Annotated in this window: 24 protein-coding genes and 1 pseudogene; 15 read left to right on the forward strand and 10 right to left on the reverse strand. The window is 70.1% G+C overall.

Annotation, left to right across the window (positions count from 1 at the left end; all coding sequences use genetic code 11):
* On the reverse strand, positions 1 to 897 hold an 897-nt coding region (locus GT030_RS17095; protein ID WP_161201836.1), incomplete at its 3' end, for a transketolase family protein.
* 373 nt (positions 898 to 1,270) lie between these two features.
* On the opposite strand from GT030_RS17095, the gene GT030_RS17100 reads away from it, so the two are divergent.
* The 4 genes from GT030_RS17100 to GT030_RS17115 all read left to right on the forward strand — a co-directional run bounded on the left by GT030_RS17100 (position 1,271) and on the right by GT030_RS17115 (position 4,589).
* Positions 1,271 to 2,272 carry a heme o synthase gene (locus GT030_RS17100; RefSeq protein ID WP_202460191.1) on the forward strand — a complete coding sequence of 334 codons (1,002 nt, stop codon included), beginning with the start codon at positions 1,271 to 1,273 and terminating at the stop codon, positions 2,270 to 2,272.
* Positions 2,273 to 2,329: 57 nt separating this feature from the next.
* The gene (locus GT030_RS17105) at positions 2,330 to 2,644 is read left to right on the forward strand and encodes a hypothetical protein (RefSeq protein ID WP_031182008.1); all 315 of its coding nucleotides are present in this window, start codon (positions 2,330 to 2,332) and stop codon (positions 2,642 to 2,644) included.
* Positions 2,645 to 2,717: 73 nt separating this feature from the next.
* Positions 2,718 to 3,818 (forward strand): amidohydrolase, encoded by a 1,101-nt coding sequence (locus tag GT030_RS17110; protein WP_161201837.1) that lies wholly within the window; start codon positions 2,718 to 2,720, stop codon positions 3,816 to 3,818.
* A 39-nt stretch (positions 3,819 to 3,857) separates the two neighbouring features.
* Entirely contained in the window at positions 3,858 to 4,589 is a 732-nt protein-coding gene (locus GT030_RS17115; protein ID WP_161201838.1) for a nucleotidyltransferase, read from the forward strand.
* A gap of 1 nt (position 4,590) precedes the next feature.
* On the opposite strand, the gene GT030_RS17120 is transcribed toward GT030_RS17115, so the two are convergent.
* From GT030_RS17120 to GT030_RS17135, 4 genes are read right to left on the reverse strand one after another with little or no spacing between them, the layout of a single operon-like run.
* The gene (locus GT030_RS17120; RefSeq protein WP_161201839.1) at positions 4,591 to 5,601 is read right to left on the reverse strand and encodes a COX15/CtaA family protein; all 1,011 of its coding nucleotides are present in this window, start codon (positions 5,599 to 5,601) and stop codon (positions 4,591 to 4,593) included.
* A 57-nt stretch (positions 5,602 to 5,658) separates the two neighbouring features.
* Complete coding sequence (locus tag GT030_RS17125; protein ID WP_161201840.1) at positions 5,659 to 6,432, reverse strand: ABC transporter permease; 774 nt, start codon at positions 6,430 to 6,432, stop codon at positions 5,659 to 5,661.
* Complete coding sequence (locus GT030_RS17130) at positions 6,429 to 7,352, reverse strand: ABC transporter ATP-binding protein (RefSeq protein ID WP_161201841.1); 924 nt, start codon at positions 7,350 to 7,352, stop codon at positions 6,429 to 6,431. The genes GT030_RS17125 and GT030_RS17130 overlap by 4 nt, the downstream gene beginning before the upstream one ends.
* Before the next feature lie 31 nt (positions 7,353 to 7,383).
* The gene (locus GT030_RS17135) at positions 7,384 to 8,196 is read right to left on the reverse strand and encodes an AAC(3) family N-acetyltransferase (protein ID WP_161201842.1); all 813 of its coding nucleotides are present in this window, start codon (positions 8,194 to 8,196) and stop codon (positions 7,384 to 7,386) included.
* A gap of 184 nt (positions 8,197 to 8,380) precedes the next feature.
* Between GT030_RS17135 and GT030_RS17140 the strand changes: the two genes are divergently transcribed.
* The 9 genes from GT030_RS17140 to dapD all read left to right on the forward strand — a co-directional run bounded on the left by GT030_RS17140 (position 8,381) and on the right by dapD (position 16,080).
* The gene (locus GT030_RS17140) at positions 8,381 to 9,139 is read left to right on the forward strand and encodes an ArsR family transcriptional regulator (protein ID WP_161201843.1); all 759 of its coding nucleotides are present in this window, start codon (positions 8,381 to 8,383) and stop codon (positions 9,137 to 9,139) included.
* On the forward strand, positions 9,136 to 10,557 hold the full coding sequence (gene sufB, locus GT030_RS17145; protein WP_030815341.1) for a Fe-S cluster assembly protein SufB: 1,422 nt from the start codon (positions 9,136 to 9,138) through the stop codon (positions 10,555 to 10,557). Before GT030_RS17140 ends, sufB begins: the two co-directional genes overlap by 4 nt.
* A 71-nt stretch (positions 10,558 to 10,628) precedes the next feature.
* On the forward strand, positions 10,629 to 11,810 hold the full coding sequence (gene sufD, locus GT030_RS17150) for a Fe-S cluster assembly protein SufD (RefSeq protein ID WP_161201844.1): 1,182 nt from the start codon (positions 10,629 to 10,631) through the stop codon (positions 11,808 to 11,810).
* Positions 11,807 to 12,130 (forward strand): non-heme iron oxygenase ferredoxin subunit, encoded by a 324-nt coding sequence (locus GT030_RS17155; protein ID WP_086692713.1) that lies wholly within the window; start codon positions 11,807 to 11,809, stop codon positions 12,128 to 12,130. Before sufD ends, GT030_RS17155 begins: the two co-directional genes overlap by 4 nt.
* Positions 12,131 to 12,137: 7 nt before the next feature.
* Positions 12,138 to 12,902 (forward strand): Fe-S cluster assembly ATPase SufC, encoded by a 765-nt coding sequence (sufC, locus tag GT030_RS17160; RefSeq protein WP_086692711.1) that lies wholly within the window; start codon positions 12,138 to 12,140, stop codon positions 12,900 to 12,902.
* Positions 12,899 to 14,155, forward strand: coding sequence for a cysteine desulfurase (locus GT030_RS17165; RefSeq protein WP_161201845.1), 1,257 nt, complete (start codon positions 12,899 to 12,901; stop codon positions 14,153 to 14,155). The genes sufC and GT030_RS17165 overlap by 4 nt, the downstream gene beginning before the upstream one ends.
* A gap of 18 nt (positions 14,156 to 14,173) precedes the next feature.
* On the forward strand, positions 14,174 to 14,647 hold the full coding sequence (sufU, locus tag GT030_RS17170) for a Fe-S cluster assembly sulfur transfer protein SufU (RefSeq protein WP_086692707.1): 474 nt from the start codon (positions 14,174 to 14,176) through the stop codon (positions 14,645 to 14,647).
* Entirely contained in the window at positions 14,644 to 14,976 is a 333-nt protein-coding gene (locus tag GT030_RS17175) for a metal-sulfur cluster assembly factor (RefSeq protein WP_031182020.1), read from the forward strand. The genes sufU and GT030_RS17175 overlap by 4 nt, the downstream gene beginning before the upstream one ends.
* A gap of 117 nt (positions 14,977 to 15,093) precedes the next feature.
* The gene (dapD, locus tag GT030_RS17180) at positions 15,094 to 16,080 is read left to right on the forward strand and encodes a 2,3,4,5-tetrahydropyridine-2,6-dicarboxylate N-succinyltransferase (protein WP_161201846.1); all 987 of its coding nucleotides are present in this window, start codon (positions 15,094 to 15,096) and stop codon (positions 16,078 to 16,080) included.
* Positions 16,081 to 16,182: 102 nt separating this feature from the next.
* On the opposite strand, the gene GT030_RS17185 is transcribed toward dapD, so the two are convergent.
* The 3 genes from GT030_RS17185 to GT030_RS17195 all read right to left on the reverse strand — a co-directional run bounded on the left by GT030_RS17185 (position 16,183) and on the right by GT030_RS17195 (position 17,176).
* Complete coding sequence (locus GT030_RS17185; RefSeq protein ID WP_130340288.1) at positions 16,183 to 16,380, reverse strand: hypothetical protein; 198 nt, start codon at positions 16,378 to 16,380, stop codon at positions 16,183 to 16,185.
* Between the two features lie 374 nt (positions 16,381 to 16,754).
* The gene (locus tag GT030_RS17190; RefSeq protein ID WP_161201847.1) at positions 16,755 to 16,982 is read right to left on the reverse strand and encodes a hypothetical protein; all 228 of its coding nucleotides are present in this window, start codon (positions 16,980 to 16,982) and stop codon (positions 16,755 to 16,757) included.
* Positions 16,979 to 17,176, reverse strand: coding sequence for a hypothetical protein (locus GT030_RS17195; RefSeq protein ID WP_161201848.1), 198 nt, complete (start codon positions 17,174 to 17,176; stop codon positions 16,979 to 16,981). The genes GT030_RS17190 and GT030_RS17195 overlap by 4 nt, the downstream gene beginning before the upstream one ends.
* 171 nt (positions 17,177 to 17,347) lie before the next feature.
* Between GT030_RS17195 and GT030_RS17200 the strand changes: the two genes are divergently transcribed.
* Together GT030_RS17200 and GT030_RS17205 are read left to right on the forward strand one after the other, a co-directional pair.
* Entirely contained in the window at positions 17,348 to 18,094 is a 747-nt protein-coding gene (locus GT030_RS17200) for a DUF6879 family protein (protein WP_161201849.1), read from the forward strand.
* Positions 18,095 to 18,106: 12 nt separating this feature from the next.
* A pseudogene (locus GT030_RS17205) lies at positions 18,107 to 18,957 on the forward strand (helix-turn-helix transcriptional regulator).
* Here GT030_RS17205 and GT030_RS17210 read toward each other — a convergent pair.
* Positions 18,944 to 19,492, reverse strand: coding sequence for a TetR/AcrR family transcriptional regulator (locus GT030_RS17210; protein WP_161201850.1), 549 nt, complete (start codon positions 19,490 to 19,492; stop codon positions 18,944 to 18,946). The pseudogene GT030_RS17205 and the gene GT030_RS17210 sit on opposite strands and share 14 nt — an antisense overlap.
* Positions 19,493 to 19,534: 42 nt before the next feature.
* A partial coding sequence (locus GT030_RS17215) for an alkaline phosphatase PhoX (protein WP_161201851.1) occupies positions 19,535 to 20,468 on the reverse strand: 934 nt, incomplete at its 5' end.

The raw sequence follows: 20,468 nt of genomic DNA on the forward strand, positions 1-20,468 counted from the left end.
GTCGAAGCCGAGGACGCGCTTGGTGGCCGCGACCTCGTCGTCACCGAGGGCCGAGCCGTGCGCGGCCTCGGTGTCCTGGGCGTTCGGGGCGGGCCAGGCGATGATCGAGCGCATGGCGATGAAGGACGGCCGGTCGGTGACCGCCTTGGCCTTCTCGATCGCCGCGTAGATCGCCTCCGGGTCCAGGTCGCCGTCGGTCTTGGGCTCCACGCGCTGGACGTGCCAGCCGTACGCCTCGTACCGCTTCATGGTGTCCTCGGACACGGCGGTCTCGGTGTCGCCCTCGATCGAGATGTGGTTGTCGTCCCACAGCAGGATCAGGTTGCCGAGCTTCTGGTGGCCCGCGAGGGAGGACGCCTCGTGGGAGATGCCCTCCTGGAGGCAGCCGTCACCGGCGATGCAGTAGATGTAGTGGTCGAACGGGGACGTGCCCTCGGGCGCGTCGGGGTCGAACAGGCCCCGCTCGAAACGGGACGCCATCGCCATGCCCACCGCGTTGGCCACGCCCTGGCCCAGCGGGCCGGTGGTGGTCTCGACGCCCTTGGTGTGCCCGTACTCCGGGTGACCCGGAGTCTTCGAGCCCCAGGTGCGGAAGGACTTCAGGTCGTCCAGCTCCAGGCCGAAGCCGGCCAGGTAGAGCTGCGTGTAGAGGGTCAGGGACGAGTGACCGGCGGACAGCACGAAGCGGTCGCGGCCCACCCACTGCGGGTCGGCCGGGTCGTGCCGCATCACCTTCTGGAAGAGGGTGTAGGCGGCCGGGGCCAGGCTCATCGCCGTACCGGGATGGCCGTTGCCGACCTTCTGTACGGCGTCGGCGGCCAGGACCCGGGCGGTGTCCACGGCCCGCTGGTCCAGCTCGGTCCACTCAAGGTCTGTGGTGGTCGGCTTGGTGCTCACCCTGGGTCAGGGCTCCTCTCCACATGTTGTTCGCCGGTTCGCGGCGCGTGGCGCCCGCCGGCCGCCGGTGCACTGGTGTCCACCGGCCGTTGTCGAGCCTACCCCCGAGGGGACGTGCGTTTTTTCGAGTCATTCCAGACTGCCGGGACTCGTCGCGATCCGCCTCCCGACCGGCCCGGAAGCCGCTTGGCACATGAATACGCAGCCGCTCGTCCGAGTGCTCAACCGAGCCGGGTGAGACCTCGGACGGGCGGCGTGTCGTGAGGCTCGCCAACACGAGCCGACCCCGGCGAAAAACCGGATATGGGCAACGTCTAAAGTGGCGTGGTACGCGCGAGCCTTTACCCCGCTTTCACACGGGAATGCTCGCTTGATGTCTCTGTCAGGGGTGTGCGTGACGGCCGTCGAATCCCGTCCTGGCGGCACTTCCCGGGCCCTCGAGGCTCTGGGGGAGGCCGGTCCCGGTACGAGCCGGAGCCCGGTTGACCGGTCGTTCGGAGCCCGTGTCAAGGGCTTCGTGGCGCTGACCAAGCCGCGGATCATCGAGCTGCTGCTCATCACCACGGTGCCGGTGATGTTCCTGGCCCAGCAGGGGGTGCCCGACCTGGGACTCGTCCTGCTCACCTGCGTCGGCGGTTACCTGTCAGCGGGCGGCGCCAACGCGCTCAACATGTACATCGACCGGGACATCGACGCGCTGATGGACCGCACCTCGCAGCGGCCGCTGGTGACCGGACTGGTCAGCCCGCGCGAGTGCCTCGCCTTCGGCATCACCCTCGCGGTGGTCTCGACGCTGCTGTTCGGGCTGACCGTCAACTGGCTGTCCGCCTGGCTGTCACTCGGTGCGCTCCTCTTCTACGTCGTCGTCTACACGATGATCCTCAAGCGGCGTACCTCGCAGAACATCGTCTGGGGCGGGATCGCGGGCTGCCTGCCGGTGCTGATCGGCTGGTCCTCGGTCACCAACTCGATGTCCTGGGCGCCGGTCATCCTCTTCCTCGTGATGTTCTTCTGGACGCCGCCGCACTACTGGCCGCTGTCCATGAAGGTCAAGGAGGACTACGCCCGCGTGGGCGTGCCGATGCTGCCCGTCATCGCCTCCAACAAGGTGGTCGCCCGGCAGATCGTGATCTACAGCTGGGTGATGGTCGCCGTCTCCCTGCTGCTGACCCCGCTCGGTTACACCGGCTGGTTCTACACCGTGGTCGCCCTCGCGGCCGGCGGCTTCTGGCTCTGGGAGGCGCACGGCCTGCAGAACCGGGCCAAGGCCGAGGTGACGGGGGGCAAGCTCAAGGAGATGCGGCTGTTCCACTGGTCGATCACCTACGTCTCCATCCTCTTTGTCGCCGTCGCGGTGGACCCCTTCCTCCGCTGACCGGGACGCCGACCCCTCCCGTCGCTCTTTTCTCTACTCGTCGGTAGCATCCTGGTCATGGCTGACACGGAGCAGGTTGACGCGAAGAGCGAGCGCCAGGTGAAGCGGCTCGCCCACCAGATCGGTACGTTCGCCAAGGCGCACGGGGGCGCCGAGGGGAACGTGGCTTACCTCGGCGAGCGCGGGGCCCGGATCGCCCTCGTGGGCGAGGACGGCGAGTGGGGCAACCTCGTGGCCCCCAGCGTGGAGATCGGGCGCCGGGCGGTGGAGAAGGCCGGGGTGGCACTCCAGGACGACTTCGACGGGGAGTTCGCGGCGAAGATCCGCACCAGCGCGTACGAGTGGAAGCGGATGGCCGGGATTCAGCTCTGACTCCCGCCCCCGCGCCACCTGAATCCGGTTCGTGCCGTTAGGACGTGAAACAGCGTCCTCGTCGGGAGCCGGAATGATCGACACGCCTTCGCTCGTGGATCAGTACTGCCATGGGGTGCTTCGGACCGAGCTGGGGCTCGGGACGTTCGAGGCGCGGCTGGGGCGGGGGGAGGGGCCGGCCGCGCCGGGGACCACGCTGTTCGACACACAGACGGGGTTCGCGGTGCGGCGCTGGTGTCCGCCGCTGCTCGGCCTGGAGCCGCACTGCCCGCCCGCCCGCTATCTGGCCCGGCGCCGCGAACTGGGCGTGCTGGAGGCCGGGCGCAGGCTGCTGCGCGGGTCCGGGATCACCACCTACCTGGTCTCCAGCGGGCTGCCGGACGATCTCACCGGGCCCGAGGAGATGGCCGCCGCCGGGGACGCGGAGGCGCGCGAGGTGGTCCGGCTGGAGCCGCTGGCCGAGCAGGTCGCGGACACCTCGGGCACGGTCGCCTCGTTCCTCGCCAATCTGGCCGAGTCGGTGCACGGGGCCGCCACCCACGCCGTCGCCTTCGCGGCCACGGCCTCCCTCGCCGGCCAGGGGCCCGCCCTCGCCCCCGAGCCGCCGGGACCCGGCGCGGTACGGAGCGCCGCCGCCCGCTGGCTGGCCGTACGGCGCGTGGGGGAGGAGCTGAGCGACCCCGTCCTGCTGGGCCACCTGCTGTGGATCGCGGTGGCCACGGGCCGCCCGCTCCAGCTGCACGCCGGTCCCGAGGAGCCCGGCCTGCGCACCGACCCCGCTCCCCTCACCGGCTTCGTACGGGCGACGGCGGGCCTCGGCACCGACCTGGTCCTGCTGCCCGGCCTCTTCCACCACCGGTACGCGGCCCTGCTGGCCGGCGCCCATACGCACGTCTACGCCGACTCCGGCGCCGCCCTCGCCCGTACCGGCGCCCGCGCGGCCGCGATCCTCGCGGACGTCCTGGAGCTCGCCCCCTTCGGCAAGGTCCTCTTCTCCACCGGCGCCCAGTCCCTCCCCGAACTCCACGTGGTGGGCGCCCACCTCTTCCGCGAGTCCCTCGACCGGGTCCTCGGCACCTGGCTGACCGAGGGCACCTGCAGCCCCGCCGACGCCCGCCGAGTGGCCCACCTCCTGGCGTCCGAGAACGCCCACCGGGTGTACGGGCTGAGCTGACCCCTGTACGGGCGGCCCTCCGTCCCCGACACTCGCCCCATGCCGACCGAAGCGCTCATCTCCCGCTTCCTGGACGACCTCGCCCCCCTCCGCCCACTCGCCGTCTGGGCCCACGGCTCACTGGGCGGCGGGGACTACCAGGAGGGCCGCAGCGACCTGGACCTCATCGCGGTCCTGCCCGGCCCGCTGACCCCGGCCTCCGTACGCCGCCTGATCCTGCTGCACCGGCATCTGCGCGCCGAGCCACTGGCGGACAGGCTGCACTGTTCGTACCTGACCCCGCCCACGGCAGCCGACCCGGAAAGGCCGCACCTGACCTGGGCGCACGGCCGCGTCAAGCGCCGTCCGGTCACACCCGTGACCCGGAGCGAGCTGCACGAGTTCGGCCGGGTGCTGCACGGGGCGCCGCCCGCCGCGTATCTGCCGCCGGTGCCGGACCGGGAGCTGCGGGACTTCGTCGCGGCCGACCAGCGGGACTTCTGGCGCCCGGCCGTGGACAAGGAGCGGCTCTGGACGGAGGACGTCTGGGTCGACCTCGGCCTGCTGACCTTCGCCCGCGCCACGGTGACCCTGCGCGAGGGGCGGCTGATCTCCAAGCGGCAGGCGCTCACCGAGCTGTCCGCCCTGGGGGCGCCGCGCGAGGTCGTCGAGGACATCACGCGGCGGCGCTACGGGGAACACGGCCCCGGACCCTCGCCGGACCGCAGGGCCCGGCTGACCCGTGCCTACCTCGGACCGGCCATCGACGCGCTGGTGGCCGGGTACCGCTGACTCAGGCCAGGGTGCCCACCGAGACCTCCGCCGCCGGACCCGGCACGGGGGCCTCGGTGGCCGGGCGTTCGCGGAGGGAGAGGAGGACGCGGAGGGTGGCGATCCACATGAGGCAGGCGCCGAGCATGTGCAGGGCGACCAGGGCCTCGGGGAGGTGGGTGAAGTACTGGACGTAGCCGATGACGCCCTGGGCCAGGAGGATCAGGAAGAGGTCGCGGGTGCGGGACAGGGGGTCCTTGGGGGCGTCGACCGCCTTGAGGACGAACCAGAGGGCGAAGGTCAGGGTCACCACGATCCACGCCAGCACCGCGTGCAGCTTGGCGATCATCTCCCAGTCCAGCGGGATGCGCGCCACCTCGGAGGAGTCGCCCGCGTGCGGACCGGCGCCGGTCACCACCGTGCCGGCCGCGATCAGCAGCACGGCCGTGGCCACCAGGAACCACACGAGCTGCCGTACCGCCCCGCCGACCAGCGGACGCGGTTCCGCGTCACCCTCACGGGTGCGCTGCCACGTCACGGTGGCCACGGTGATCAGGGCCGTGGACAGCAGGAAGTGCGCGGCGACCGTGTACGGGTTCAGCCCGACCAGCACCACGATGCCGCCGAGCACCGCGTTGCCCATGACCACCCAGAACTGCGCCCAGCCGAGCCGGGTCAGGTCGCGCCGCCACGGCTTCCGGGAGCGGGCGGCGATGATCGCCCAGCCGACGGCCGCGCAGAGCACGTACGTCAGCATGCGGTTGCCGAACTCGATGACGCCGTGCACACCCATGGCGCGGGTGGTGGTCAGCGAGTCGTCGGTGCAGGTGGGCCAGGTCGGGCAGCCGAGCCCGGAGCCGGTCAGGCGCACCGCGCCGCCGGTGACCACGATGACCACCGACATCACGAGAGCGGCGAGCGCGGCCCGGCGGACCGTCCGGGGGTCCGGGGTCCAGCGGTCGGCGATGAAGGCGAGCGGGTTCCGGAGGGCCGCCGCGGCGTCGGCGGGGGTCAGCTTTGGCACGCGCACCATGGTAGGCGCCCGCTTGTGCACACTTTCACGAGGGGCGCCCCTAAGTCGCGGGGGCACCTACTCCCAGCGGAAGAACTTGCCCGCCGCCGCGAGTCCCACGACCGCCCACACCGCGAGGATCGCCAGGTCGCCCCAGGGCATGCCGGCGCCGTGCTGGAGGACGTCCCGCAGACCGTCGGAGAGCGCCGATATCGGCAGCAGGCCGAGGACGTGCTGCCCCGCGGAGCCGAACTTCTCCAGCGGTACGATCACCCCGCCGCCGACCAGCAGCAGCAGGAAGACCAGGTTGGCCGCGGCCAGCGTGGCCTCCGCCTTCAGCGTGCCCGCCATCAGAAGTCCGAGCCCGGAGAACGCGGCCGTACCGAGGACGAGCAGCAGCAGGACGGCGGCCGGATTGCCGTGCGGGGACCAGCCCAGCGCGAAGGCGATGACGGTCAGCAGGATGACCTGGAGCACCTCGGTGACCAGCACCGCGGCCGTCTTCGCGGTCATCAGGCCCCAGCGCGGCAGCGGTGAGGAGGCCAGCCGCTTCAGCACGCCGTAGCGCCGCTCGAAGCCGGTGGCGATGGCCTGCCCCGTGAACGCCGTGGACATCACCGCCAGCGCCAGGATGCCGGGGGTGAGGAAGTCCACCGCCTTGCCGGAGCCGGTGTCCACGATGTCCACCGAGCTGAACAGCACCAGCAGCAGGGTCGGGATCACCACGGTCAGCAACAGCTGCTCGCCGTTGCGCAGCAGCATCCGCGTCTCCAGCGCGGCCTGTGCGCCGATCATGCGGGGGAGCGGGGCCGCTCCGGGCCTGGGGGCGTACGTGCCCGGCGCGGTGGTCATGAGCGCAGCTCCTTGCCGGTCAGTTCCAGGAAGACGTCTTCGAGGGTGTGCCGCTCCACCGAGATACGGTCCGGCATCACCCCGTGCTGCGCGCACCAGGAGGTCACGGTGGCGAGCAGCTGCGGGTCGATCTTGCCGCTCACCCGGTACCCGCCCGGCGTCAGCTCGTCGGCCGTGCAGTCGGCCGGGAGCGCCTTGAGCAGCGAGGCCACGTCCAGTCCGGGGCGCCCGCTGAAGCGCAGGGTGTTCTCGGCGCCGTCGCGGCACAGCTCCTCCGGGGAGCCCTGGGCGATGACCCGGCCCCCGTCGATGATCGCCACGTCGTCCGCGAGCTGCTCGGCCTCGTCCATGTGGTGCGTGGTGAGGATCACCGAGACCCCGTCGGTGCGCAGGTCCCGCACGAGATCCCAGGTGGCGCGGCGGGCCTGCGGGTCGAGACCGGCGGTGGGCTCGTCCAGGAAGACCAGCTCGGGGCGGCCGACGACGGCCATGGCGAGCGCGAGCCGCTGCTGCTGGCCGCCGGACAGCCGCCGGTAGGAGGTCCGGCCGCAGGAGCCGAGCCCGAGCCGTTCGATCAGGGCGTCCACGTCGAGGGGGTGCGCGTGCAGCCTGGCGACGTGCCGCAGCATCTCGTCGGCGCGGGCGCCGGAGTAGACACCGCCGGACTGGAGCATCACACCGACCCGGGGGCGCAGCGCGGCCGCGTCCCGCACCGGGTCGAGGCCCAGGACGCGCACGGTGCCGGCGTCCGGGGTGCGGTATCCCTCGCAGGTCTCGACCGTGGTCGTCTTGCCGGCGCCGTTGGGACCGAGTACGGCGGTCACGCCCGGCCGGGCCTCCAGGTCGAGGCCGTCCACCGCGGTCTTCCGCCCGTACCGCTTCACCAGGGCCTGGACCTGGACCACGGGGTCACTATGCATGGGTCCAGAGTCTAGGGAGGCGCGGCGGGGCTCAGGCGTGGGGGTGCTGGAAACCGGCCTCGCGGGGGCGGTGCAGCGGGAGCCAGTGCTCGGCGTAGGCCACCGCGTCCGCGACCGGGAACAGCCGGGCCCCGGCCGCGCCGACCCGGCCCCGCAGGACCGGGCGGTCCCGCTCGAAGTCGTGGCCCAGTTCGTCGAAGCGGTCGGAGGTGATGGACACCTCGGTCACTGTCTCCCAACCGCCGGGGCCGGGCCGCCCGACCTCCGCCATCGGCGCGGGTATCCGGTATTCGGCCAGGTGGAAGCTGGTGCAGGCGTGGTAGCCCGCGCCCAGCAGCAGCACCCGGGCGCCGAGCCGCTCGAGGCGGGCCAGCGGGCTGTGCTCACCGAGCCGGCAGTCCGGGGCGTGGCCGTGGGTGATCTCGGCGGCGCGCGGGCCGAGCGCGGCGAACGAGGTCTGCGGGTGTGCGCTGCGCCGGGCGCCGGGCCAGGTGCGCACGGTCTCCGGGACGACCCCGACCCCGCGCGAGGGGGTGGTGCGGGGATCGTAGCGGGGCATGGTGGCCCGTACCGTCTCCCACCACTCGGGCGGCACCGGGGGCGCCCGCCACAGCTCGGGGTCGGAGAGGTCGGCGGACTGGGTGGGGACGACCAGGGTGCCGTCCGGGCCGAGGGCGTCGAGGAGGCCCTGGACGACGGCGACGGCACCGCCGTTCACCCACCCGAGGGAACTCAGCGAGGAGTGCACGAGCAGGGTCTCCCCGGGCTCCACACCCAGCTCGAGGAGCTGTTCGGCGAGGGTGGAACGGGTGACCAGGGGGCCTGCTGGGACGGGGGTCGGCATGGCCCGGAGTCTGCCCGGCCGAGGTGCCGGACGCCAGCGGTTTTGCCTGGTGAGGGGTGCCACGAGCGGCGTCCCGGAGATCGTTTCCGCAGGTCGGGTTAGGTGCGCCTAAGTGACGCAGGGCACCGTGGACGGCTCCCGGCCTGGCTTGTCAGGCTCCGAAGAATTACGCAACAATAGCGTTGTGAAAAACGTCGGCGAGGCTCGGGAGACCCCCACGGGGCCCCAGGAAGAGCTAGCGACCGGTGAGCGTTCGACGCGCAACCGGGTCGCGCGGTCCATCCTGGACCACGGCCCGTCGACCGTCGCCGAACTGGCCGGCCGGCTGGGCCTCACCCAGGCCGCCGTGCGCCGGCACCTGGACGCGCTGGCCGCCGACGACGTCGTGCAGGCACGCGAGCAGCGGGTGTACGGAGCCCGTACCCGCGGCCGCCCCGCGAAGGTCTTCGCCCTGACCGCCTGCGGCCGGGACGCCTTCGACCAGTCCTACGACCAGCTCGCCGCCGACGCCATGCGCTGGATCGCCGAGCGCGAGGGCGGGGACGAGGCCGTCGCCGCCTTCGCCCGCGCCCGCTTCGCCGCCCAGGCCGCCACCTACCGCAAGGCCGTCGAGGGAGTGGAGCCCGAGCGCCGCGCCGAAGCCCTGGCCAGGGCCTTGACCGCGGACGGGTACGCTGCTACGGCACGCAGTGCCCCCCTCCCGCAACAGGGTGAGCAGCTCTGCCAGCACCACTGTCCGGTCGCCCACGTCGCCGAGCAGTTCCCCCAGCTCTGCGAGGCGGAGACGGAGTTCTTCGCCGAACTGCTGGGAACCCACGTCCAGCGACTGGCGACCATCGCCCACGGCGACGGCGTCTGCACGACGTTCATCCCCAAGATTTCCAAGACCGACAAGTCCGATCAGAGCCACCACGCAAGCACGGCCGGGAGGAACCCCGCATGACGCTCCCCACGGAGACTGCCCACCCCGAACTCGAGGGTCTGGGCAAGTACGAATACGGCTGGGCCGACTCCGACGTAGCCGGCGCCTCGGCCAAGCGCGGCCTGAGCGAGGCCGTCGTCCGCGACATCTCGGACAAGAAGTCCGAGCCGGAGTGGATGACCAAGCTCCGCCTCAAGGGTCTGAAGCTGTTCGAGAAGAAGCCCATGCCCAACTGGGGCTCGGACCTCTCGGGCATCGACTTCGACAACATCAAGTACTTCGTGCGCTCCACGGAGAAGCAGGCGGAGTCCTGGGAGGACCTGCCCGAGGACATCAAGAACACCTACGACAAGCTGGGCATCCCGGAGGCCGAGAAGCAGCGCCTCGTCGCCGGTGTCGCCGCCCAGTACGAGTCGGAGGTCGTCTACCACCAGATCCGCGAGGACCTGGAGGAGCAGGGCGTCATCTTCCTGGACACCGACACCGCGCTCCGCGAGCACCCCGAGCTGTTCAAGGAGTACTTCGGCACCGTCATCCCGGTCGGTGACAACAAGTTCGCCTCGCTGAACACGGCCGTGTGGTCCGGCGGCTCCTTCATCTACGTGCCGAAGGGCGTGCACGTGGAGATCCCGCTCCAGGCCTACTTCCGGATCAACACCGAGAACATGGGCCAGTTCGAGCGGACGCTGATCATCGTCGACGAGGACGCCTACGTCCACTACGTCGAGGGCTGCACCGCGCCGATCTACAAGTCGGACTCGCTGCACTCCGCGGTCGTCGAGATCATCGTCAAGAAGGGCGCCCGCTGCCGTTACACGACCATCCAGAACTGGTCGAACAACGTCTACAACCTGGTCACCAAGCGCGCCGTCGCCTACGAGGGCGCCACCATGGAGTGGGTCGACGGCAACATCGGCTCCAAGGTGACCATGAAGTACCCGGCCGTCTACCTGATGGGCGAGCACGCCAAGGGCGAGACCCTCTCCATCGCCTTCGCGGGCGAGGGCCAGCACCAGGACGCCGGCGCCAAGATGGTCCACATGGCGCCCAACACGTCGTCCAACATCGTCTCGAAGTCGGTGGCGCGCGGCGGCGGCCGTACCTCCTACCGCGGTCTCATCGAGATCGGCGAGGGCGCGGCCGGATCGAAGTCCAACGTGCTGTGCGACGCGCTGCTCGTCGACACGATCTCCCGCTCGGACACCTACCCCTACGTCGACGTCCGCGAGGACGACGTCTCCATGGGCCACGAGGCGACCGTCTCCAAGGTCTCCGAGGACCAGCTCTTCTACCTGATGAGCCGCGGCCTCTCCGAGGACGAGGCGATGGCGATGATCGTGCGCGGCTTCGTCGAGCCGATCGCCAAGGAGCTGCCGATGGAGTACGCGCTGGAGCTCAACCGGCTGATCGAGCTGCAGATGGAGGGCGCGGTCGGCTGACCCGCCGCCCGTACCCCGTCACGCCACACACGCAGCCACCTACGCACCAGAAAGCGAGCACCCCGACAGCCATGGCTGAGCAGAACATCCCCGTGGGGTCCACCACCGCGGGCTCGATCGCGGTCGCCGCGGAGTCGACCGTCGCCACGCGCATGAGCGCGCCCCCCTCCTACGACGTCGCGGACTTCCCCGTCCCGCACGGCCGGGAGGAGGAGTGGCGGTTCACTCCGCTGGAGCGGCTGCGCGGCCTGCACGACGGCACCGCCGTCGCCACGGACGAGGGCCTGAAGGTCGTCGTCGAGGCCCCCGAGGGCGTCACCGTCGAGAACGTCGGCCGTGACGACGCCCGGCTCGGCAAGGCCGGCACCCCGGTCGACCGCGTCGCCGCCCAGGCGTACTCCGCCTTCGAGCAGGCGTCGGTCGTCACCGTGCCCAAGGAGACCGTCCTCACCGAGCCGATCCGCATCGCGGTGCACGGCGAGGGCGGTACCGCCTTCGGCCACCAGGTGATCGAACTGGGTGCCTTCGCCGAGGCCCTCGTCGTCATCGACCACACCGGTGACGCGGTGCTCGCCGCCAACGTCGACTACGTGCTCGGCGACGGCGCCAAGCTGACCGTCGTCTCCGTCCAGGACTGGGACGACAAGGCCGTGCACGTGGCCCAGCACAACGCCCTGGTCGGCCGGGACGCCTCCTTCAAGTCCGTGATCGTCACCTTCGGCGGCGACGTCGTCCGCCTCCACCCGCGCGTCAGCTACGCGGGCCCCGGCGGCGAGGCCGAGCTGTTCGGCCTGTACTTCACCGACGCCGGCCAGCACCAGGAGCACCGCCTCCTGGTCGACCACAACACCCCGCACTGCCGTTCCCACGTCGTCTACAAGGGCGCGCTCCAGGGCGAGGGCGCGCACGCGGTGTGGATCGGTGACGTGCTCATCGAGGCCAAGGCCGAGGGCACCGACACCTACGAGATGAACCGCAACCTGGTGCTCACCGACGGCTCCCGCGTCGACTCGGTCCCCAACCTGGAGATCGAGACCGGTGAGATCGTCGGCGCCGGCCACGCCTCCACCACCGGCCGCTTCGACGACGAGCAGCTCTTCTACCTGATGGCCCGCGGCATCCCGGAGCACGAGGCACGCCGCCTGGTGGTCCGCGGCTTCTTCGCCGAGCTGGTCCAGCAGATCGGTGTCCCCGACATCGAGGAGCGCCTGCTGGTCAAGATCGAGGAGGAGCTGGAGGCCGCGGTCGCATGACGACGACCTTCCAGCGCGTCTGCGGACTGAGCGAACTGTCGGAGGACACCCCCAAGCGGGTGGAACTCGACGGCACGCCGGTCTCGGTCGTGAAGACCGAGGGCGAGGTGTACGCGATCTACGACATCTGCTCGCACGCGAACGTCTCCCTCTCCGAGGGCGAAGTGGAGGACGGGCAGATCGAGTGCTGGCTGCACGGCTCCTGCTTCGACCTCCGCAGCGGCAAGCCGTCCGGCCCGCCCGCGACGCGCCCCGTCCCCGTATACCCCGTAAAGATCGAAGGGGACGACGTGCTCGTCTCCCTCACCCAGGAGTCCTGAGGCACCCATGGCAACGCTTGAAATCCGAGACCTGCACGTCACCGTCGAGGCCGACAACGCCACGAAGGAGATCCTCAAGGGCGTCGACCTCACCGTGAAGCAGGGCGAGACGCACGCCATCATGGGCCCCAACGGCTCGGGCAAGTCGACCCTCGCCTACTCGCTCGCGGGTCACCCGAAGTACACGATCACCAGTGGCACCGTCACCCTCGACGGCGAGGACGTCCTCGCCATGTCGGTCGACGAGCGCGCCCGCGCCGGCCTCTTCCTCGCCATGCAGTACCCGGTCGAGGTGCCCGGCGTCTCCGTCTCCAACTTCCTGCGCACCTCCGCCACCGCCGTCCGCGGCGAGGCCCCCAAGCTGCGTACCTGGGTGAAGGAGGTCAAGGAGAACATGGAGCGGCTCCACATGGACCCCTCCTTCGCCGAGCGCAACGTCAACGAGGGCTTCTCCGGCGGTGAGAAGAAGCGGCACGAGATCCTCCAGCTCGAGCTGCTCAAGCCGCAGGTCGCCATCCTCGACGAGACCGACTCCGGCCTCGACGTGGACGCCCTGCGCATCGTCTCCGAGGGCGTCAACCGCGTCCGCGAGACCGGCGAGACCGGCACCCTGCTGATCACGCACTACACGCGCATCCTGCGCTACATCAAGCCGGACTTCGTCCACGTGTTCTCCGGCGGCCGCATCGTCGAGTCCGGCGGTCCCGAGCTGGCCGACAAGCTGGAGAACGAGGGCTACGAGGCATACACGAAGGGTGGCGTATCCGCGTGACAGAGCTGCCGGGCCTCCTCGACACCGAGGCGATCCGCAAGGACTTCCCCATCCTGGACCGACAGGTCCACGACGGGCGCAAGCTCGTGTACCTGGACAACGCGGCGACCTCGCAGAAGCCGCGCCAGGTGCTGGACGCCCTGAGCGAGTACTACGAGCGCTACAACGCCAACGTCCACCGCGGCGTGCACGTCCTCGCCGAGGAGGCCACGGCGCTGTACGAGGGCGCGCGTGACAAGGTCGCCGACTTCATCAACGCGCCCAGCCGCGACGAGGTGATCTTCACCAAGAACGCCTCCGAGTCGCTCAACCTCGTGGCCAACATGCTGGGCTGGGCCGACGAGCCCTACCGGGTCGACCACGAGACCGAGATCGTCATCACGGAGATGGAGCACCACTCCAACATCGTGCCGTGGCAGCTGCTCGCGCAGCGCACCGGCGCGAAGCTGAAGTGGTTCGGCCTCACCGACGACGGCCGCCTCGACCTGTCCAACCTGGACGAGGTCATCACCGAGAAGACGAAGATCGTCTCCTTCGTGCTGGTCTCCAACATCCTGGGCACGGTCAACCCGGTCGAGGCGATCGTGCGCCGCGCCCAGGAGGTCGGCGCGCTGGTCTGCGTCGACGCCTCGCAGGCCGCGCCGCACATGCCGCTGGACGTACAGGCGCTCGGCGCCGACTTCGTGGCCTTCACCGGCCACAAGATGTGCGGTCCGACCGGCATCGGGGTGCTCTGGGGCCGCCAGGAACTCCTGGAGGACCTGCCCCCGTTCCTCGGCGGCGGCGAGATGATCGAGACGGTGTCGATGCACTCCTCGACCTACGCGCCCGCCCCGCACAAGTTCGAGGCGGGCACCCCGCCGATCGCCCAGGCGGTCGGTCTCGGTGCCGCGATCGACTATCTCGACTCGATCGGCATGGACAAGATCCTCGCCCATGAGCACGCGCTCACCGAGTACGCGGTGAAGCGGCTGGGCGAGGTCCCCGACCTGCGCATCATCGGCCCCTCCACGGCCGAGGACCGCGGTGCGGCGATCTCCTTCACGCTCGGCGACATCCACCCGCACGACGTGGGCCAGGTCCTCGACGAGCAGGGCATCGCGGTGCGCGTCGGCCACCACTGCGCGCGGCCGGTCTGCCTGCGGTACGGAATTCCGGCGACCACCCGGGCGTCGTTCTATCTGTACTCCACGCCCGGCGAGATCGACGCACTGGTCGAGGGGCTGGAGCACGTACGGAACTTCTTCGGCTGAGAGGCGTGGGCTGACACCGTGAAGCTGGACTCGATGTACCAGGAAGTCATCCTGGACCACTACAAGAACCCGCACGGGCGTGGTCTTCGGGATGGCGACGCCGAGGTGCACCACGTGAACCCGACGTGCGGCGACGAGATCACCCTCCGGGTGCGGTACGACGGTACGACGATCGCGGACGTCTCGTACGAGGGCCAGGGCTGTTCCATCAGCCAGGCCTCGGCGTCCGTGCTGAACGAACTGCTGGTGGGCAAGGACCTGCCCGAGGCGCAGAAGATCCAGGAGACCTTCCTGGAGCTGATGCAGTCCAAGGGCCGGATCGAGCCCGACGACGCGATGGAGGAGGTGCTGGAGGACGCGGTCGCGTTCGCCGGTGTCTCCAAGTACCCCGCGCGGGTCAAGTGCGCCCTCCTGAGCTGGATGGCGTGGAAGGACGCGACGGCCCAGGCCCTGGGCGAGGCCGGCGCGGACGCCGAAAGGAAGACGGCATGACCGACACCGCTGAGATGAAACCGGTCTCGGAGGAAGAACTCCGCGAGGCCCTGATGGACGTCGTCGACCCCGAGCTGGGCATCGACGTCGTCAACCTCGGTCTGATCTACGGGATTCACGTCGACGACGCGAACATCGCCACGATCGACATGACCCTGACCTCCGCGGCCTGCCCGCTGACGGACGTCATCGAGGACCAGGCCAAGTCCGTCACCGACGGTCTGGTCAGCGAACTGCGCATCAACTGGGTCTGGATGCCCCCGTGGGGCCCCGACAAGATCACCGACGACGGCCGCGAGCAGCTGCGGGCGCTGGGGTTCAACGTCTGAGGCGTGCTTTTCCCCTTACGGGATGAGGCGGCGGTGCCCTCGGGCATCGCCGCCTTCGCATACCCGGCGCGCCGCACCGGTTAGGCCCCCGCACCGCTCCCACGTTAGGTTTTCCGCATGACCGACACTGCTTCCCGTACCACCGGCGCCGTCGCCGCCGGTCTCGCCACCGTCGCCGCCGACGGCACCGTTCTCGACACCTGGTTCCCGGCGCCCGAGCTGGTCGCCGAGCCGGGGCCGTCCGGCAGCGAGCGGCTGTCCGCCGACCGGGCCGCCGAACTGCTGGGCGACAGCGCGGTCTCCGCGCTCGGCCCGGACGCCCGCCGGGGCGTCGAGGTGGTCGCGGTCCGTACGGTCATCGCCTCGCTGGACGAGAAGCCGCTCGACGCGCACGACGTCTACCTGCGGCTGCACCTGCTCTCGCACCGCCTGGTCAAGCCGCACGGCCAGAGCCTGGACGGCATCTTCGGCCACCTCGCCAACGTCGCCTGGACCTCGCTCGGCCCGGTCGCGGTGGACGACGTCGAGAAGGTGCGGCTGAACGCGCGCGCCGACGGGCTGCACCTCCAGGTCACCTCGATCGACAAGTTCCCCCGCATGACGGACTACGTCGCCCCCAAGGGCGTACGCATCGCCGACGCCGACCGCGTCCGCCTCGGCGCGCACCTCGCCGAGGGCACGACGGTCATGCACGAGGGCTTCGTCAACTTCAACGCCGGGACGCTGGGCACCTCCATGGTCGAGGGCCGCATCTCCGCCGGCGTCGTCGTCGGCGACGGCTCCGACATCGGCGGCGGCGCCTCCACCATGGGCACCCTGTCCGGCGGCGGCAACGTCATCATCGCCATCGGCGAGCGCTGCCTCATCGGCGCGGAAGCGGGGGTGGGCATCGCGCTGGGCGACGAGTGCGTGGTCGAGGCGGGCCTCTACGTCACCGCCGGCACCCGCGTCACGATGCCCGACGGCCAGATCGTCAAGGCCCGCGACCTCTCCGGCGCGTCCAACATCCTGTTCCGCCGCAACTCCGTGACGGGCGCGGTGGAGGCCCGGCCGAACAACGCGGTGTGGGGCGGCCTGAACGACATCCTGCACAGCCACAACTGATCAACGGCGACCATCTGGCCGCAGAGAGACGCCCCGCCGGACGCGAGTGCCGGCGGGGCGCTTCTCATGTCCATGGAGAGTGACGGCAGGCCCAGGGCGGGCCTAAGCGGCCATGGGCGGCTCTTGATCGTCCGTCCGGTGCGGCTGATCGGGCTTTTTGAAGCGCTGCCAGGCCTCGCGCGCCTTTCCGGCGGACTCGATCACGTCTGGAATCTGGTCTAGCAGACCCTTCACAGCGAAGAGCAGCACGGAAGCCACGCCAGCGATGGCGAGAATGATGATGATGGCGGTGCCGTCCACCGATCCTTACCTTCCCTGTCATGGGTCGGAATCGGTGGCATAGGCAGCCTCGATCCGTCCCTTTCGGTCGGGACCGAGACACCTACGCTGATGCGGCGCGCAAATGTTCTCGGGTGGGTCATTGCTGACCCAGGTTTGTACAGTCGTGCGGTCTTGCCCTACCCGCCAACCCGGGATCTTGACTGACATCGTCGGCTCGGCGACCTAGTTGCACCGAGGCCCAGTCACTTAAGCTGGCTTGCCCTGCCTTCCCGTTTCGCAGCCGGGGCGCACAGGTGCGCGGAGCATTTCGCTCACTAGCACCGATGATAGCGCACGGCACACGGAAGCGCCCCGACGTCAACGAGTCGACGTCGGGGCGCTGTTGAAGTCTGTTACTCGACCACCGGCCTGATTCGGTCCAAGGGTACGTCCCACTCGATGCCGCCGCCGACCGGGCGCATGAAAGCCTGGCTGCTGATGAGTTTGTACTTCTCCTTGGTGCGCTCCTCCAGGATGTAGACCAGGTGGCCCGTGCGCTCTGAGATCCGATCCACCACCAGGGTTCCGGCGGGGTAGGGGAGCTTGCCGGTGCAGAGGGTTGTTGGAATTCGTTCGGTCACTCCTGGCCTTCCTGCCGTAGGGCGTCGGCTAGGCGGGCGGCCACATCGGCTCGTACGCGGCCCAGCTCCACGAGCTTGAGTGCCGGTGACGCGATGTCGACGGCGAGGGAGGGGAGGACGATGCCTGCGCCGGCCAGGGCTGTTTTGAGATTCTCTACCGCTGTGAAGGGGTCCTGCTGTTCCTCGGTTGCCATGAACCGGACGCTAGAGCTGGCGGGTTGGCGGGCGGTATGGTGTTTTCCCGTGTTTGCTCGGCCGGTCGTCAACATTGCTGGTGTTTTCTCAGCGGCCCAGCCTGAACCCGTAGCGCCGAGACACCGTCCTGGCCATGCTGTTGGAGCAAATCCCCCGAACGGAGACCGCTCATGGCCCGTCAGTTACGCTTCACCGGCACAGACAGCAAGGTCGATGGCTGCCCCGCCCTGCACACGGACGAGGGCACCGGTGATGTCATCGTTCAGGGCACGCCCGTCACCGACCCCGACGACCTCGCGCAGCTCCAGCACTTCGGGCCCGGTGACGCGGCGGTGGCCGTGCCGCGCGAGCTGCTGGTGAATTGGGGGCCGAAGGAGATGGGGCGCGTGCCCGAACTCGTGGACCGGGCCACCTTCCGCCGCCTCTTCGAGACCTTTAAGCACACCGCCTGGCGGCTGGAGACCCGGCGTGGTTACGCCTCGGACCGTGAGGACCCCGACTTCCAGGCGTTCCTGGCCACCGGCTCGTCGCCGTGCGACTTCAGTGAGCCCTGGTTCGTCAACATCAAGGCGCAGACCGAGGCAGGGAAGACGGTCGGTCGGGTGCGCGTCGCGGACAAGCCGCCCACTACGGAGCAACTGTTCCTGCTTGACTACGCCCGGCACAACGCGGCCGTGGGCGAGGACATCCGGTACCTGTGGCGCGAAGACGCCACCGACCTGCCCGCCGAGGACTTCTGGATCTTCGACTCGCGGCTCGTCGCGCTGTTGCACTTCGACGACGCCGACCACATCACGAGCATCGAGCTGATCACCGAACCAGCCGAGGTCGTCCGGTACTGCATCGCACGGGACGCTGCGATGCACCACGCCATAGCGCGGGACGAGTTCGAGGCACTGGTCGCTGAGGCCGGATAGCGCGCGTGACCGGTGAGCACTGACTATCAGCAAGCCAGGGTGGCCCTGGGAACGCGGCTGCGGGAGCTGCGCTTTTCATGCCCTGGTGGTCGGCTCACCGGTCAGCAACTCGCCCAGCGGCTGGCTGGCAGGGCTCCAAGGTCAGCAAGCTGGAGAACGGCAAGCAGACGGCCACCCCCGAGGACCTTAGGGCCTGGGCCGACGCGACCGAGCAGCCTGAGGTGTACGCCCAGCTGGCCGCCCGACTGGCGGGCTTCGAGTCCCAGATCAGGTCATGGCGTCGCGCGCTGGCGAACGGCTTCAAGGTGATGCATGAAGGGCTGAGCGCGGAGATAGAGCGGGCCTCGGAGATGTGGCTCTGGGAGGAGTCGGTGATCCCTGGCCTGCTGCAGACCCCCGAGTACGCTCACCACGTCATCCGGCGGTACGCCAAACTGCTAGGCGGCGCCAACGACATCGACGCCGCCGTACGCTCCCGAGTCCAGCGGCAGGAGTGGCTCTACCGGCCCGGCCGCAAGCTGCACGTGCTGATGTGGGAAGCCGCGCTGCGCTCGCTGATCTGCCCGCCCACCGTGCTGGCCGCCCAGCTCGACCGCTTGACCGGCATGATCGGCATGGACACCGTCGAGCTGGGCGTCGTCCCCTTCGCCGCCCCCGTGAAGATCGTGCCCGCCAATGGCTTCTGGGTCCTGGATGACCGGGTGGTCGTCGCGGAGGACTGGCACGCCGAGATGCGGTTGGACGACGCCGACAACATCGCCCTCTACTCGAAGGTCTGGCACACCCTCCACGAGTCGGCCGTGTACGGGACCGAAGCCCAGAACGTCATCACCGCGGCCCGCCGCGCCCTCAACCTCCGCTGACGCGAAGTCCGTCCAGTAGCCACCCCAGATACCGCCCGATCTCCCGTGCCTCCCCGCCCCCGAGTTCCGCCGCCGTGGCAACACCGTGGGTCAGGCGGAGGAGGTCCGTGGGGGTCAGGTCGGGGCGGAGGGTGCCTTCGGACTGGGCGGCTGCCAGCAGAGTTGTTGCCGTGGATTTCACCACCGTGCCGCAGGCGGTCAGCGGAGTGTCAGTCGCGGCTGTGCCCAGGAGGGTTTTCAGGCCCCTGACCTGGATCGTCGCCACGCATACCTCACCCAGCCACTCTGTCAGGGCCTCGCCCGGAGGCAGCAGTCGGGACAGTTCCGCGCCCCGCTCGCCCAGTGCGTCGATGCGGGCCGCATACGCCGCCTCCAGCAGCGCGCGGCGGGTCGGGAAGTGGCGGTACAGGGTGCCGGAGCCCACGCCTGCTCGCTTCGCGATGTCGTCGAGGGAGGCGTTCTCGCCGTGTTCGGCGAAGGCTGAGGCGGCGGCGTTGAGGAGGCGGGTGTGGTTGCGTCGGGCGTCTGCCCGCATGGGCCGGGCTTTCTGTCGGGCGGGGGTGCGTGCACGCCGAGTTTAGCCGCGCCGCTGCCGCTTCCACGGGCCCGTGATCGCCAGCATGATGCCCGGGTCCTGGATGTTGGCGAACAGGGTGTGGCCGTCGGGGGAGAAGGTCACGCCGGTGAACTCGCTGTACTCGGGGGCCGATTCGGTGCCGAGGTTGAGTTCATTGCGGGCGATCGGGTACGTACGGCCGCCGTCGGTGGCGCCGAAGAGGTGCTGCACGCCCTCCCCGTCCTCGGCGATGACCAGGCCCCCGTAGGGGGAGACGGTGATGTTGTCCGGGCCGTCGAAGGCGCCGTCGGCGGAGGGGGCCGGGTTCACCCCGAGGAGCACCTTCAGGGTCAGCGTCCGCCGCCGGGGGTCGTAGAACCACACCTGGCCGTCGTGCTGTACGGGGCTCTCCTCGCGGGCGTAGGACGAGACGACGTACACCCCGCCGTCGCCCCACCACATGCCCTCCAGCTTGCGCGCCCGCGTCACCTGACCGTCGGTGAACTGCTTGCGGACCGGCACCGTACGCGCGTCCCGGTCGGGGACGTCGACCCAGTCCACGCCGTACACCGTGCCGGTGCGTGTCGCGCGCGAGAGGTCGTCCACGAAGCGGCCGCCGGAGTCGAAGCAGCGGAACGCCTGGAGGACGCCCGCGTCGTCGGCGAGGGTGCGCAGCCGGCCCCGGCCGTGGTGGAAGCCCTCCGGCGGAGTCCAGCGGTAGAACAGGCCGTTGGGGCCGGAGGCGTCCTCGGTGAGGAAGAGGTGGCCCCGCTTCGGGTCGACCACCACCGCCTCGTGGGCGTAACGGCCCAGCGCCTTCAGCGGCTTGGGGGCGCGGTTGGCGCGGCGGTCGGCGGGATCGACCTCGAAGACGTAGCCGTGGTCCTTGGTCATGCCGTTCTGTCCGGCCCGGTCCTCGGTCTCCTCGCAGGTCAGCCTGGTGCCCCAAGGAGTA

Origin of the sequence: Streptomyces sp. SID1328 (assembly GCF_009865595.1) — a bacterium.
Lineage (GTDB): Bacteria > Actinomycetota > Actinomycetes > Streptomycetales > Streptomycetaceae > Streptomyces > Streptomyces griseoluteus.